Origin of the sequence: Streptomyces sp. NBC_01275 (genome assembly GCF_026340655.1) — a bacterium.
Classification (GTDB): domain Bacteria; phylum Actinomycetota; class Actinomycetes; order Streptomycetales; family Streptomycetaceae; genus Streptomyces.
On record NZ_JAPEOZ010000001.1, the window covers coordinates 858,287 to 870,420 of the forward strand.

The 12,134-nt window shown below is 70.5% G+C and carries 10 protein-coding genes and 3 pseudogenes; 7 read left to right on the forward strand and 6 right to left on the reverse strand.

Translation table 11 applies throughout. From position 1 onward, the window contains the following. Window positions 1-41 precede the first annotated feature (41 nt). Window positions 42-3,090 (reverse strand): annotated as a pseudogene (locus tag OG562_RS03780) (family 78 glycoside hydrolase catalytic domain). 146 nt (window positions 3,091-3,236) lie between these two features. After that, a complete protein-coding gene (locus OG562_RS03785; protein ID WP_266393574.1) occupies window positions 3,237-3,368 on the reverse strand; it encodes a hypothetical protein in 132 nt (43 codons plus the stop codon). A gap of 666 nt (window positions 3,369-4,034) precedes the next feature. Here OG562_RS03785 and OG562_RS03790 point away from each other — a divergent pair. The 3 genes and pseudogenes from OG562_RS03790 to OG562_RS03800 all read left to right on the forward strand — a co-directional run bounded on the left by OG562_RS03790 (window position 4,035) and on the right by OG562_RS03800 (window position 6,030). Beyond that, the gene (locus OG562_RS03790) at window positions 4,035-5,072 is read left to right on the forward strand and encodes a LacI family DNA-binding transcriptional regulator (protein ID WP_266393576.1); all 1,038 of its coding nucleotides are present in this window, start codon (window positions 4,035-4,037) and stop codon (window positions 5,070-5,072) included. Between the two features lie 49 nt (window positions 5,073-5,121). Next, window positions 5,122-5,307: pseudogene (locus OG562_RS03795) on the forward strand (ABC transporter substrate-binding protein); the annotation flags it as partial. 228 nt (window positions 5,308-5,535) lie between these two features. Next, complete coding sequence (locus OG562_RS03800; RefSeq protein WP_266393578.1) at window positions 5,536-6,030, forward strand: MarR family winged helix-turn-helix transcriptional regulator; 495 nt, start codon at window positions 5,536-5,538, stop codon at window positions 6,028-6,030. A gap of 68 nt (window positions 6,031-6,098) precedes the next feature. Here OG562_RS03800 and OG562_RS03805 read toward each other — a convergent pair whose 3' ends face one another. Together OG562_RS03805 and OG562_RS03810 are read right to left on the reverse strand one after the other, a co-directional pair. Beyond that, entirely contained in the window at window positions 6,099-7,025 is a 927-nt protein-coding gene (locus OG562_RS03805) for a helix-turn-helix domain-containing protein (protein WP_266393580.1), read from the reverse strand. Between the two features lie 81 nt (window positions 7,026-7,106). After that, entirely contained in the window at window positions 7,107-8,060 is a 954-nt protein-coding gene (locus tag OG562_RS03810) for a helix-turn-helix transcriptional regulator (RefSeq protein WP_266393584.1), read from the reverse strand. Between the two features lie 233 nt (window positions 8,061-8,293). Here OG562_RS03810 and OG562_RS03815 point away from each other — a divergent pair, with 233 nt between their 5' ends. Together OG562_RS03815 and OG562_RS03820 are read left to right on the forward strand one after the other, a co-directional pair. Continuing rightward, window positions 8,294-9,145 (forward strand): aldo/keto reductase, encoded by an 852-nt coding sequence (locus OG562_RS03815; protein ID WP_266393585.1) that lies wholly within the window; start codon window positions 8,294-8,296, stop codon window positions 9,143-9,145. 228 nt (window positions 9,146-9,373) lie between these two features. After that, complete coding sequence (locus OG562_RS03820; protein WP_266393586.1) at window positions 9,374-9,526, forward strand: hypothetical protein; 153 nt, start codon at window positions 9,374-9,376, stop codon at window positions 9,524-9,526. A gap of 53 nt (window positions 9,527-9,579) precedes the next feature. On the opposite strand, the gene OG562_RS03825 is transcribed toward OG562_RS03820, so the two are convergent. Beyond that, window positions 9,580-10,389 (reverse strand): SDR family oxidoreductase, encoded by an 810-nt coding sequence (locus OG562_RS03825; protein WP_266393587.1) that lies wholly within the window; start codon window positions 10,387-10,389, stop codon window positions 9,580-9,582. A gap of 88 nt (window positions 10,390-10,477) precedes the next feature. Then, window positions 10,478-11,359: an aldo/keto reductase gene (locus tag OG562_RS03830; RefSeq protein ID WP_266393588.1), complete on the reverse strand. Its 882-nt coding sequence runs from the start codon at window positions 11,357-11,359 to the stop codon at window positions 10,478-10,480. A gap of 271 nt (window positions 11,360-11,630) precedes the next feature. Between OG562_RS03830 and OG562_RS03835 the strand changes: the two are divergent. Together OG562_RS03835 and OG562_RS03840 are read left to right on the forward strand one after the other, a co-directional pair. Next, window positions 11,631-11,885 (forward strand): annotated as a pseudogene (locus tag OG562_RS03835) (MFS transporter); the annotation flags it as partial. Window positions 11,886-11,926: 41 nt separating this feature from the next. Next, on the forward strand, window positions 11,927-12,109 hold the full coding sequence (locus tag OG562_RS03840; RefSeq protein ID WP_266393590.1) for a hypothetical protein: 183 nt from the start codon (window positions 11,927-11,929) through the stop codon (window positions 12,107-12,109). The last annotated feature ends 25 nt before the right edge of the window (window positions 12,110-12,134 follow it).

The window sequence follows — 12,134 nt, forward strand, 5'->3', positions numbered from 1 at the left end:
CAGACGTCGGCAGATCAGCGGAGCCGGGCGGTCAGGTGGTATCAGCCCGAGGGCAACCGGTACGAGGCCACGCCGTCCTTGTGACCGAGGAGACGCACGCCGTCCACTCGGGCCAGCGGAGTCCGTCCTTCGCGGACGGCATCGGCGGAGACGGCTGAAAGTCGCAGCGTCGCCTCGCTGTTGGCGGGCACGACCGCGTCGTACACAAGGGCCCTGCCTCCGTCCTCCACCTTCCACTCGCTCCTGATCTCGCCGTACGGCGACTCGTGCGAGCCCGACACATGCCTGATCCTGCCGGTGGGATCGACGTGGGGTTGCAGGACGAAGTGCTTGAAGCCGGGGCTGTCCGGGTCGCGGGCGATGCCGGCCATGTAGGCGTACATCCACTCCATGATCGCGCCGTAGGCGTAGTGGTTGAAGGAGTTCATGCCGACCGGCCCGAACCCGTCTTCCATGGAGTAGGAGTTCCAGCGCTCCCAGACGGTGGTGGCGCCGTTCTTCACGGAGAACAGCCAGGACGGCAGGGCGTCCTGGTGGAGCAGCTTGTACGCCAGGTCGGCGCGGCCCTCGTCGGTGAGGACGGGGGCGAGGACGTTGACGCCGAGGAAGCCGACGGACAGCGTGTTCTCGGCGTACCTGACCCGGATGCTGTTGGGGTGGGCGGCCTTGTAGGCCTCGTCGTTGCCGATGTTGTCGGCGAGATGCCCGACGAGTGTGCGGCGTTGGGCCTCCGTCTCGTAGAAGCCGAGTTTGAGGACCCAGAGCAGCGCCGTCTGGCTGTTGTCCTCCGTCTTCTGGTTGGGGTCGGAGCCCGGTTCGATCGGGGAGGCGTCGCCGAGGCTGGACCTGACCGTGGCCGTGCCGCCCTCGGTGCTCAGGTACTTGGTGACGAACGCCTGCCTGATGCGTGCGAAGAGCCGGTCGTACGCCTCTCCTCCGCCGTCCTGCCGATCGCACGGGCCATCTGAGCCATCAGCCGGGTGCTGTAGCCGTAGTAGACGTCGCTCATCATCTGGGCGCTGGTCTTCTGCGGCGCCAGCCAGTCGCCGGTGAGGGAACCCTGTCCGGCATAGGTGTCACCGGTCTGCTCCTGGATCCAGTCCAGGTAGCGGGTCATCGCCGGCCAGTTGTCCTTGACGACGGTCGCGTCGCCGGTCATCTGCCACACGGTCCACGGCACGATGACACCGGCGTCCGCCCAACCGCTGCCGCCGCCCGGGAAGTTGAAACGTCCGGTGGGGGCGACCCCGGTGAACTGGGCCTTGTCCACGCCGTAGACGGCCTGGGAGTCGACGACCGTGTCCTGGAAGTGGCTGAGGAAGACACCGGCGTCGACGTTGTAGAGACCCGTCGTGGAGAAGACCTGGGTGTCGCCGGTCCAGCCGAGGCGTTCGTCGCGCTGCGGGCAGTCGGTGGGCACCCAGAGGTAGTTGCCGCGCTGGCCCCAACGGATGTTGCTCGCCAACTGGTTGATGTCGGGGTCGTCGGTGGTGACGGTGCCGGTCTCGCGGATCGCGGAGGTGGCGACCTTTCCGGTCAGGCCGGTGATCGTGACGGTGTCCGTCGCGGTGACGGACACATAGCGGAAGCCGTAGAAGGTCAGGGAGTCCTGGTGGGTCTCGCCGTGCCGGTCCCCCTTGAGAATGTAGGTACTGGTGGCCTTGGCGCTGCGGAGGTTGGCCCGGTAGACGGAGCCCACCGGGCCGTCGGCGCCCGCGCTGTCGTCGTTGAGCATCTCGCCGAACCTGAACTCGGCCTTGGCTCCGGCAGGTCCGCGCAGGCTGTAGCGGGCCACGCCGACCATGTTCTGCCCGAGGTCGAAGACGACGGTCTCGCCCGCGCCGATCGTGACGGAGGCGGTGGCCGCCTTCGCGGGATCGGTCACCGTCCGGTCAGGATCCACGACGATGCGGCCCCTGCCGTTGGGGCTGCCGTCCTGCCCGGTCACCCCCGTGGCGACGGTGATCGACTGCGGTCCCCGGTCCCAGCGGTGCATGAAGCGTGCGGTCTCGCCCGGGTAGGCGAGGAGTCGTGCCTCCGGGAACCTGTCGTCGAACGCGACGCGTTCCACGTCCGCCCAGGCGGTGTCGTCGAATCCGTGCGCCGTCCAGCCCGGCAGCTCCTTGCGGCGTCGTAGGTCTGGCCGTCGTAGATGTCGTCGGCGCGGTAAGGGCCGGTGTCGGTGGCCTTCCAGCCGCCGTCCGGTCCGGTGACGACCGTCTGTGACGTACCGTCGGCGTACCGGATCAGCAGCTTGGCCTTGACGGCCAGGGCGTTGCCGTCCTGCGAGTAGTACGTACTGCCGTCCGATATGCGGCCGTTGTACCAGCCGTTGCCCAGGACGACCGCGAGGGTGACGTCCGGCTCCCATGTCACGAGCTCGGTGACGTCGTACGTCATGTAGTTGACGCGCGCGTCGTAGTTCGTCGAGCCCGGGGGCAGCAGCTCGGTCGTGGTGCCGCCGTCCTGCTCCACGGTCACATGGCGTCCGTTGAGGTAGGCCTCGTACACGCCGAGGGCCGAGACGTACAGCCGCGCCTCGCGGACCTTGGGCCGGTCCTTCAGGGCTGCTTCCTTCCGCAGCATCGGCGCCCCGGCCGAGTTGGGGGCCTTCCCCTTCATCCCGATCCACTGCGCGCCCTCCCATCCGCCGACGCCGTCGGTGCTCATGAGGCCGGTCTCGAAGAAGGCGGGGGGCGCCGTACCGACCGGACGGCCTTCGGCGTCCCAGACGGTGACGGTCCAGTGGTAGCGGGTCGAGGCACGCAGCGGTCTGCCCGCGTAACGGACGGCCACGGAATCGGCGGAGCGCACGCGGCCGCTGTTCCAGACGTCCGCGCGACCGGCGGTCAGCCTGTCCGGTGAGCTCGCCACCAGGATCTGGTACGCCCCCTGGCTCCGCCCGCGCGCCTCGGACCGCATGCGCCAGCCGAAGCGCGGCCGGGTGGCGTCCAAACCAAGGGGGTCGGTGCGGTGTTCCACGGTCAGTCCGGTCACCGCGGCGTCCGGACGGCGGAACGGCGCCGCCTGCGCGGCGGCCGAGCCGCCCACGACGCCGGCCACTACCGGCACCGCGCCGGCCGACGCCATGAGCACGGTTCTACGGCGGATTCCCGCGTGGCATGCCCCGGCAGCGCCGCTCTCGTCGAGGCCGAGCTCGAGGTCGCGGTCCGTGCCGTCCATGTGGTGGGGTGCATTGCTCACACCGTCATCCCTTCAGGTGTTGGGGGGGGTGGTCAGGAGCCGGTCTTGTACTCGGCGTCCATCTCGTCGAGGAGCTTTTCGGGCGTGGACTGCCCGCCGAAGATCTCCTGGAGGCCGCTGAGCATGGTCTGCTGGACCTTGGCGTTGGGCCACAGCTGATCCATGAACGGCACCGTGCGGTCCGACCCGATGAACGTGGAGGGCGGTGGTCCACGGCGACTTCGCGAAGGTGGCCTGGCCGGCCTGCATCTTCTGGTCGAAGTCGCGGTCCGGGCCGTAGACGGTCGTGGCGACCAGCGCGTACAGGACCAGCTGGGCGACCCAGTTGTCCTGGTTGCCCAGTGCGAAGGCGGGGGTTCCCTTGGCCTTCGCGGCCTTGCAGAAGGCCAGCAGATCGGTCCGGGTGGTTCGCGCCCGACGGACCTTCGGCACCGGCTCCGCATCCGGAGGCCGGTCATGGTCCCGAAGCTGCCCGTGCGGGGCGAGGGTCATCCACGGACCTCCTCTCTTGAAACGTTTCAAACAGGGCGCCGAATCGTGACTCCGGCACTGCGAGCCGTTGTGCGGGGGTGCCGACGGGTTGTCGTCGTGGGCGATGCGGTCCGGGGGTCGGACGGTCCGATACGGGGCCGGTTGGCCCGGGCTCCAGTGGGTAACGTTTCCCAAAGGTGTTGCCAGACCCTAGAGAGCGTCCCGCGTGACGTCAAGATGCCGCGCAGGCTGCGCGATTGTCACGGCGGCGGCGCAGCTCAGCCGCTGCGACGGCCCCACCGAGTCGCGATTCCGCCCTACACTCGCCGACAACGTTTCCCGAAGGGACAAGGAACCGGATGGAGCCGCAGGCCCGGCCTCGACGCGTCACCATCGTCGACGTTGCGCGTCACGCTCAGGTGTCCACGACAGCCGTCTCCAAGGTGCTGCGCAACGCGTACGGAGCCAGCCCCGAGATGCGCGCCAAGGTGCGCCGCGCGATCGACGAGCTGGGCTACCGGCCGAACGCCGGCGCCAGGGGCCTGCGCGGACAGACGTACACCATCGGCGTGATGCTGCCCGACATCCGCAACCCCTTCTTCCCCGAGATCCTCGACGGCGTCACCGCCTCGCTGGCGGACACCGAGTACCAGGTGTTCCTGGGCCCGGGCTGCAACGGGGAGAAGGAGGAGGCCCGCGTCACCGAGGCGATGGTCGACCGCGGCATGGACGGCATCATCCTGGTCGCACCGATCTCGTCACGCGCCCATATGGAGCGCGTCGGCGCCTCGGTGCCGACCGTCGTCGTCGGCCGCCACGGGTCATCTCCCGCGTACGACACCGTGGCCGACGACGACGTCGAGGGCGCCGCCCTGGTCATCGGCCACCTCGCCACCCTCGGACATCGCCGGATCGCCCACATCGAACATCACGAGACCGACCCGACACGCCTCACGGAGATGCCGAACGCCCGCCGCGCCGACGGTTATCGCCGGGCCATGCGGAAGCACGGACTGGAGGAGTGGATCGACGTGGTCTCCACCAGCTACACCCAGGACGGCGGCCACCGGGGCACGAAGGAGCTGCTGGCCCGTCCCGTCCGGCCCACGGCGGTCTTCGCCGGAGCGGACATCGTCGCCATGGGCGTGCTCGAAGCGGTCGCCGAGGCCGGGCTGTCCGTTCCCGGCGACCTCTCGGTGGCCGGATACGACAACACCACGTTCGCCGCGTTCGGCCCGATCTCACTCACCAGCGTCGACCAGGCCGGCCGCGAGCTGGGCAGAAACGCCGTTCGTCTCCTCCTGGAACGGATCGCCAAGCCTGGCCGGCCGTCGGCCCAGGTCACCCTCTCCCCCACACTCGTGCCGCGACGGTCCACCGCGCGACCGGCGGAGTAGGGCGTCGACACCGCGGGATCCGCGGTCATGTAGTGCAGCAGGCGGCCCCGACGTCACTCCCCCGGCGCGTCTCAAGCCGATCTGGGTGTACCCGAACGCCCACGTGGACGGTTTCCCCCGCTTCATGGCCGACCGTGCCGCGGTCGAACACTGGAAGCAGACCTTCGCCCTCTACTTCGGCGAGGTCAAGGGCGACCCCACGCCCGGCTGGCTCGGACCGCGCCCAGGGGCATAGGCGTGGGACGGGGCGCCGGCCGGTGCACCGCAACCGCGCCGGCCAGACCGACGCCCCCGCTCCGCACAGGACTCCTACGGTCGAGCCGCAGCCATCTCCGAAGCCGCCCGCAGAGGCCACCTCGACCTTTTCGCCGTAGGGCCGTGCCGACCGTGTCCACCGACACCCTGCCGCCCCGGACATGATCGGTACGGTGATACCCGGGACGGCAGAAGGGGCGGCGAGGCCGTGAGCGAGCAGGCGGGCATCAGAACGGCGAAGGAGGCCGCCGACCACGAGCTGATCCTCGCGTTCGGGCGGCTGCAGGGGGCGGCCAACCGACTGGAGTACATCCTCGGTCGGGCCCTGGAGGAGGAGTGCGGGATCAGTCATCTGATGTTCGAGGTGTTGCTGATCCTCGGACGGGCGGGCGCACCGGGCATGTCGATGCGGGCCATCGCCCAGGAACAGGTCCTGACCACGGGCGGCGCTACCCGGCTGGTGGACCGCATGGTGGCGGCGGGACTCGTGGCGCGCACCGACTCCCCCGAGGACCGACGCGCGAAGCTGGTGCGACTCACTCCGCTGGGTGAGGAGACGGCGGTGCGCGCTTCTCAGGTGCACGTGGCGAACATCAAGCGGCACTTCGAGGCGCCGCTCCCCGTCGAGGACCGCGAGCGGTTCGCGGAGGATCTCCGCATCCTCAGCCACACGGCCCGAAACGTGCTGCCCCGACTGCCCTGACCTGCGGACCGGCGACTGCCCTGAGGTAATGACGACCGCCCCGGAGTCGTACAGCACGTAGGTGCGCGTCAAGTCATCCGCCGCGGCCGGCCGGTGCTCTTGTCGCCCGTCCCGGAACCCAGCTCGTCGTGTTCCGTGTCGAGAAGGATCAGCTTGTCGTGGTCGGAGGTACCCGGCTCGGCGAAGAACACGACGAACCGCTGCTTCTGGCTGTGCTCCAGCGGCATCGACTCGTAGCCGAGGTGGAGGTCGCCGACGTCGGGGTGGTGGAAGGCCTTGGGGTCCGGGGCGTGCGGTTTGACGTCGAAGCGGTTCCACAGGTCGGCGAAGTCCGGGCTCTTCGCCAGGAGTTCGTCGACCAGGTCGGCCAGGTCCGGGGCGTCGGGTTCGGTGCCGGCCAGCGCGCGCAGCCTGCCGACGCAGGCACGGGCCTGCTCGTCCCAGTCGTCGAGTACGTCGCGGGCGAGGGGGTGGAGGAAGGCGTAGCGGGCGAAGTTCCGCCGCGGCGGCGGCCAGTCGGCCAGGCCGGCGAAGAGCCGGAGCGCGCCGGGGTTGAAGGCGAGCAGGTCCAGGGTGCGGCTGACGACGTAGGCAGCGTTCGGGCGCACGGACTCGAGGAGCACCATCAGCTGTGGTCTCAGGGTGTGGCCGGGTGCGGGCGGCGCTTCGGGGGCGTAGGCGGCACGGGAAGCGAGCTCGCGCAGGTGCCGGTGCTCGGACGCGTCGAGGAGCAGGGCGCGGGCGAGGGCGTCGATGACCGCGGGGCCGGGGTGGGTCTCCTTGCCGCGTTCCAGACGAACGTAGTAGTCGATGCTGATCCCGGCGAGCGTGGCGAGCTCCTCCCGGCGCAGGCCCGGCGTGCGGCGCGGGCCGGGGGCTGTGGCCAGCCCGGCCTGCTCGGGGGTCACCTGCGCACGGCGGGCGCGCAGATAGGCGCCGAGGTCGCTCGTGGCACCCGTCCTCTGGCCCTTCACCTGCTCCGCTCCGCGCTCCATGTGTATATTTTGCCCGTCTTTTTGGTGTTACATATCGGTGGGTGTGGGTTTTGGCGTGGACTGCGGGGCCCCGGTTGTGGATCAGGGCGCTGCGTGCGGCTGGGGCACGTCGTTCACGGCCGGCCGCCTTCCAGGGCCGGGGCCGGGATCGGTCGTGTCCAGCAGGAGCAGGGCGTCGTGATCGGGGGTGCCGGGTTCGGCGGCGTAGGCGACGAGGCGCTGGCCCGGGGTGCCGTCCAGCTCCATGGACTGGGCGGCCAGGGTGACCGCGCCGACCTGTGGATGGTGGAACGTCTTGTGGGTGGCCTTGCGGCCGGTGACGTCGTAACGCTCCCACAGCTTGGCGAAGTCAGGGCTCTTGAGCACGAGTTCGCCGACGAGTCTGGTCAGGTCGGGGGCGTCGGGGGCGGTGCCGGCCAGGGCGCGCAGCCGGGCGATGCAGGCGCGTATCTGGATGTCCCAGTCGGGGAACAGCTCGCGGGCCGCAGGGTGCAGGAAGAAGTAGCGGGCGAGATTGCGCTGAGTGACGGGCCAGTCGTCCAGGCCCGCGTACAGGGCGAGGCCGCCGGGGTTGAAGGCGAGCAGGTCCATGCTGCGGCTGACGATGTACGCCGGGTTCGGACGCATCGCCTCGAGCAGCAGCTTCAGGTGCGGGCGCACGGTCCGGCTCGGGACGGGCGGCGGCTCGGGGGCGATGGGGGTCCCCCCGCTCGAGCGAAGCCGAGAGTGGGGGAGTGCGGCACGGACGGCCAGCTCGCGCAGGTGCTGGTGCTCGGCGTCGTCCAGCTGCAGGGCACGGGCGAGGGCGTCGACGACGGAGGGACTGGGCCGGGTCTCCTTGCCGCGTTCCAGGCGTACGTAGTAGTCGATGCTGATCCCGGTGAGGGTGGCCAGCTCCTCGCGGCGCAGACCGGGCGTGCGGCGCAGGCCGGCGCCGACCGTGAGGCCGACCTGTTCGGGTGCGGTCTGGGTGCGGCGGGCACGCAGGAACCGGCCCAGCTCGGCGCCGCCGTCGCTGCTCTGCTCAGATGCCATGCCCTTCAGTGTCACACCGCTCTGACCTGCATGGCAGGGATGTGAGGGGCCCTGTCACTCCCCCGCTCGCCACCCCCTGGCACGGCTCGGCCTGCCACCGGTGGCGAAAGAGCGCGAAGGTGAATCCTGGCGGGCTTCGCACCGTCCACGTACGGGCCTCCCACCCGTGTTCGAGCGTCGGCCGGCATCCGGCCCGTGCTCCACACCCGCATCCCGCTTGAAAGGCAACCCTCATGCAGAGCGTCACCCTGAACAACGGCGTCGAGATGCCGATCCTCGGTTTCGGCGTCTACCAGATCCCGCCGGAGCAGACCGAGCAGGCCGTCACCGAGGCCCTCGCGGCCGGCTACCGGCTGCTCGACACCGCCGCCGCGTACGGCAACGAGGAGGCCGTCGGCCGTGCGATCAAGAACAGCGGCGTCCCGCGCGAGGAGCTGTTCGTCACCACCAAGCTGTGGGTCCAGGACGCGCCCGCCGAGGAGAACACCAAGCGCGCCTTCGAGACGTCGCTGAACAAGCTCGGCCTGGACCACGTCGACCTGTACCTGATGCACCAGCCCTACGGTGACGTGTACGGCCAGTGGCGCGCCATGGAGGAACTGAACCGCGAGGGCCGCGCCAAGGCGATCGGCGTCGCCAACTTCTACCCCGACCGCCTCCTCGACCTCGTCATCAACAACGAGGTCACGCCCGCGGTCGACCAGATCGAGACCCACCCGTTCTTCCAGCGCACCGCCGACCAGGAGCTCATGCGCGAGCACGGCGTCCAGATCCAGTCCTGGGGCGGGTTCGCCGAAGGAAAGAACGACCTCTTCACCAACCCGGTCCTGAGCGAGATCGGCGCGCAGCACGACAAGTCCGTGGCCCAGGTGGTGCTCCGCTGGCTGACCCAGCGCGGCGTCGTCGCGATCCCCAAGTCGGTGCGCCCCGAGCGCATGGCGGAGAACTTCGACGTCTTCGACTTCCAGCTCACCGACGACCAGATGGCGGCCGTCGCCACCCTGGACACCGGGGCGACGCTGTTCTTCGACCACCGCGACCCGGCGATGGTCCAGTGGCTCAGCTCGCGGCGCGCGGACGGCTGAGCCCGAACGCACACGTGCCCGGCCGGTGTGGGGCCCTGCCGCCCATGGCATCCCCTCACACCGGCCCCCGTCGTCCGGCGTGCCGGACGAGCGAGCCGACCGCCCCATCCCTTACCAGCAGAGGCTTTCCATGACCGAGCAACTAGGTCTCGCCGACATCCGCCCGGCCGGCGCACCGAAGCCCTCGACTTCCGCGGCAGGACCGTCGTCCCGTTCACCACCCACGCCATGAGCGGCCTGGGCACCACCGCACGCGACTACGCAGCCTCCTGTCCCGGAGCGACGATCGCCGAGGGCCTCGCGGTACGCGGCGAGGAAGTCCGGGACGCCGGTGCCGCCGTCGGCACCTGGCTGAGGCGCATCGGACTGCCCGCCTCGTGACCAGGCACAGGGCCTTTTGCTCGGCGCCGTCGGCAGCGTTCCCGGCCGGGCGGTCAGACGTGACGGACGGCTTCGAGGTCCTGCCGTACGGGTGCGGGTTCGGCGTCGAACGGCATGTTGGCGCTGTCCAGGGCGGCGTCGAGTGAGCCGGGCGCATCGGCGGTGAGGCCGGCGAACAGCGGGTCGAGGTCGGAGGGGGCAGGCCCGTGCTCGGCGACGAGTTCGAGGGTCTTGTGGTCGGCTTCGGGCGAGGTGAGCGCGGAGACGAGGACCTGGGCGATCTGCCGGCGGGAGATGACTCCGTCGCTGGGGTCGCCGGCGTGCCGGGCGTCACCCTGCAGCATCGTCAGGGCGAGCTGGCCGGGAGCGTGGTAATCGAACCAGCCCGGGCGGACGATCGTGTACGGGCGCCCGCCGGCGCGCACGAGGCGTTCACCGCGGCGCTTCCACGCGTGGGCGTCGGTGATCATGTCGTCGCGGACCGTGCCGTCGGCGTTCCTGGGGCGGCCCGTGACGCCGATCGCGGTCATCAGTGAGATCCGCGCCGGCTGGTCGCCCAGCGCCGTCAGGGTGTTGCGGACGGCCCCGTAGTCGATGAGTTCCGCCTGGCCGGGCCGGCCGTGGGAGCCGTGGGTGAAGACCACGGCGTCGACGCCGTCGACGGCCTCCTTGAGCGTGTCGGCATCGGTGAGGTCCCCGGTGACGAGCCGAGCGGCCTGAGGCAGCACGGTCCGGGCGCGCCCGGGATCGCGGACGAGGGCTTTCACCTGGTGGCCCTGCCGGAGGGCTTCGGCGACGACGAGGGTTCCGATGCTGCCGGTGGCACCGACGACCAGAACGGTCAGAGGGGCGGTGTTGGTCATGGCGGAGGCTCTTCCGTGAGGGCAGGGGTCAGCGGTACGTCGATGTGCTGAGGGGAGGCGTCGGCGAACCGCACCGCCGCCGGCGACTTCACGCCTCGGGGATCTCGCGCCCGTACGCCTCCAGGGTGATGCTCTCCGGCTCGGGTCCGCCGCGTACGCCGGTGTCGAGCGCGTCGATCGCGACGAGCTGCTCGGTGGTCAGCTCGAAGTCGAAGACGTCGAAGTTCTCGGCGATGCGGGCGGGCTTGATCGACTTCGGGATCGCGGAGCGGCCCTCCTGCAGATGCCAGCGCAGCATCACCTGCGCGGCCGACTTGCCGTGCTGCCCGGCGATCTCCAGCAGGACCGGGTCGTCGAAGGTCCGCTTCTCGCCGCCGCGGTAGGAGGTGATGCCGCCGATGGGCGACCACGCCTGGGTCAGGATGCCGTGCTGGACGTGCAGGCGCTGCAGCGCGGTCTGCTGGAAGTAGGGATGGACCTCGATCTGGTTGACCACGGGCACGGCGGACGTCTCGGCCAGCAGCCGCTCCAGGTGCTCGGGCATGAAGTTGCTGACGCCGATGGCCCGTACCCGGCCGTCGGCGAGCAGCTTCTCCAGCGCCCGGTAGGCGTCGAGGGTGCGGTCGAAGGCGGAGGGCAGGGGCTGGTGGAGCAGCAGCAGGTCGAGCTGGTCGACGCCGAGTTTGCCCGCGCTCTTGTCGAAGGCGTGCAGCGCGCTGTCGTAGCCGTAGTCGCTGATCCAGAGCTTCGTCTCGATGAACACCTCGTCGCGGGCCAGGCCCGAGCGGCGGATGCCGTCGCCGACCTCCCGCTCGTTGCCGTAGGCGGCGGCCGTGTCGATGTGGCGGTAGCCGACGCGCAGGGCTTCCTCGACCGAGGCGGTCGTGACGTCGGGCGGTGTCTGGAAGACGCCGAGCCCGATGGCCGGAAGCTCCACACCGTTGCTCAGAGTGATCGTGAGGGGAGACATGTTTCGACGATATGCAGGCGTTCGGCGCCCGCGCATCTCCTCTGGGGGGCCCTGTCACTACCCCGTATCCCACACCCCGGCACAGCTCGGCCCGGAACACCCGGGGGTCCGGCCGCACACCGAGAGAGCTCGAAGGATCACCTCCTTCTCCGGTGTCCCGGCCGTCAGCCGGGGGATCCCGGGGAGACCAGGAGAGTCTCGCTGACCAGCACGCAGGCGCCCGCTCCGGGCAGCGCCGCCACCACTTCGGCCGGCGGCGGCAGGACCACCAGCCTCGGCGGCCTGCGGCCTGGCGCCCACCCTGCCCGTCCTGGTCGCGGCCCGCCTGGTGCAGGGCGCGGGCGCGGCGGTCATGATGCCCGCCGCCCTCGCTCTGATCCGCGAGGCGTACCCGGACGCCGCCCATCGCGCCCGCGCTCTCGGGTTCCGGGCGCTGGGCGGCTCGGTCGGCTCGGCCGCGGGGCCCCTGCTCGGCGGCGCGCTGAGCGCCGTGGACTGGCGGTGGATCTTCTTCATCAACCTGCCCGGTCGGCGCCTCGGCTTCTCCTGGCCCAGAAGCCCTGGATCGTGCCGATACCCAGCACCACCAGGCTGTCCCACCTCCTGGAGAACATCGGCGCAGAAGAAGTCAGGTTCAGCCCCGACGAACTCCAGGAGCTGAACGCCGCCGTCGCGCAGATCACCGTCCACGGTGACCGGCTCCCGGCGGCAGCCCTCGCGATGACGGGGGTCGAAGCGCCGGCCCGCTGACCGACCACGCGGGCCCGCCCCGGCA

Coding starts and splice junctions, on each gene's coding strand:
- OG562_RS03785 (WP_266393574.1), bottom strand. CDS start 3,368: ATGGATCAGCTGTGGCCCAACGCCAAGGTCCAGCAGACCATGCTCAGC.
- OG562_RS03790 (WP_266393576.1), top strand. CDS start 4,035: ATGGAGCCGCAGGCCCGGCCTCGACGCGTCACCATCGTCGACGTTGCG.
- OG562_RS03805 (WP_266393580.1), bottom strand. CDS start 7,025: ATGGAGCGCGGAGCGGAGCAGGTGAAGGGCCAGAGGACGGGTGCCACG.
- OG562_RS03810 (WP_266393584.1), bottom strand. CDS start 8,060: ATGGCATCTGAGCAGAGCAGCGACGGCGGCGCCGAGCTGGGCCGGTTC.
- OG562_RS03815 (WP_266393585.1), top strand. CDS start 8,294: ATGCAGAGCGTCACCCTGAACAACGGCGTCGAGATGCCGATCCTCGGT.
- OG562_RS03820 (WP_266393586.1), top strand. CDS start 9,374: ATGAGCGGCCTGGGCACCACCGCACGCGACTACGCAGCCTCCTGTCCC.
- OG562_RS03825 (WP_266393587.1), bottom strand. CDS start 10,389: ATGACCAACACCGCCCCTCTGACCGTTCTGGTCGTCGGTGCCACCGGC.
- OG562_RS03830 (WP_266393588.1), bottom strand. CDS start 11,359: ATGTCTCCCCTCACGATCACTCTGAGCAACGGTGTGGAGCTTCCGGCC.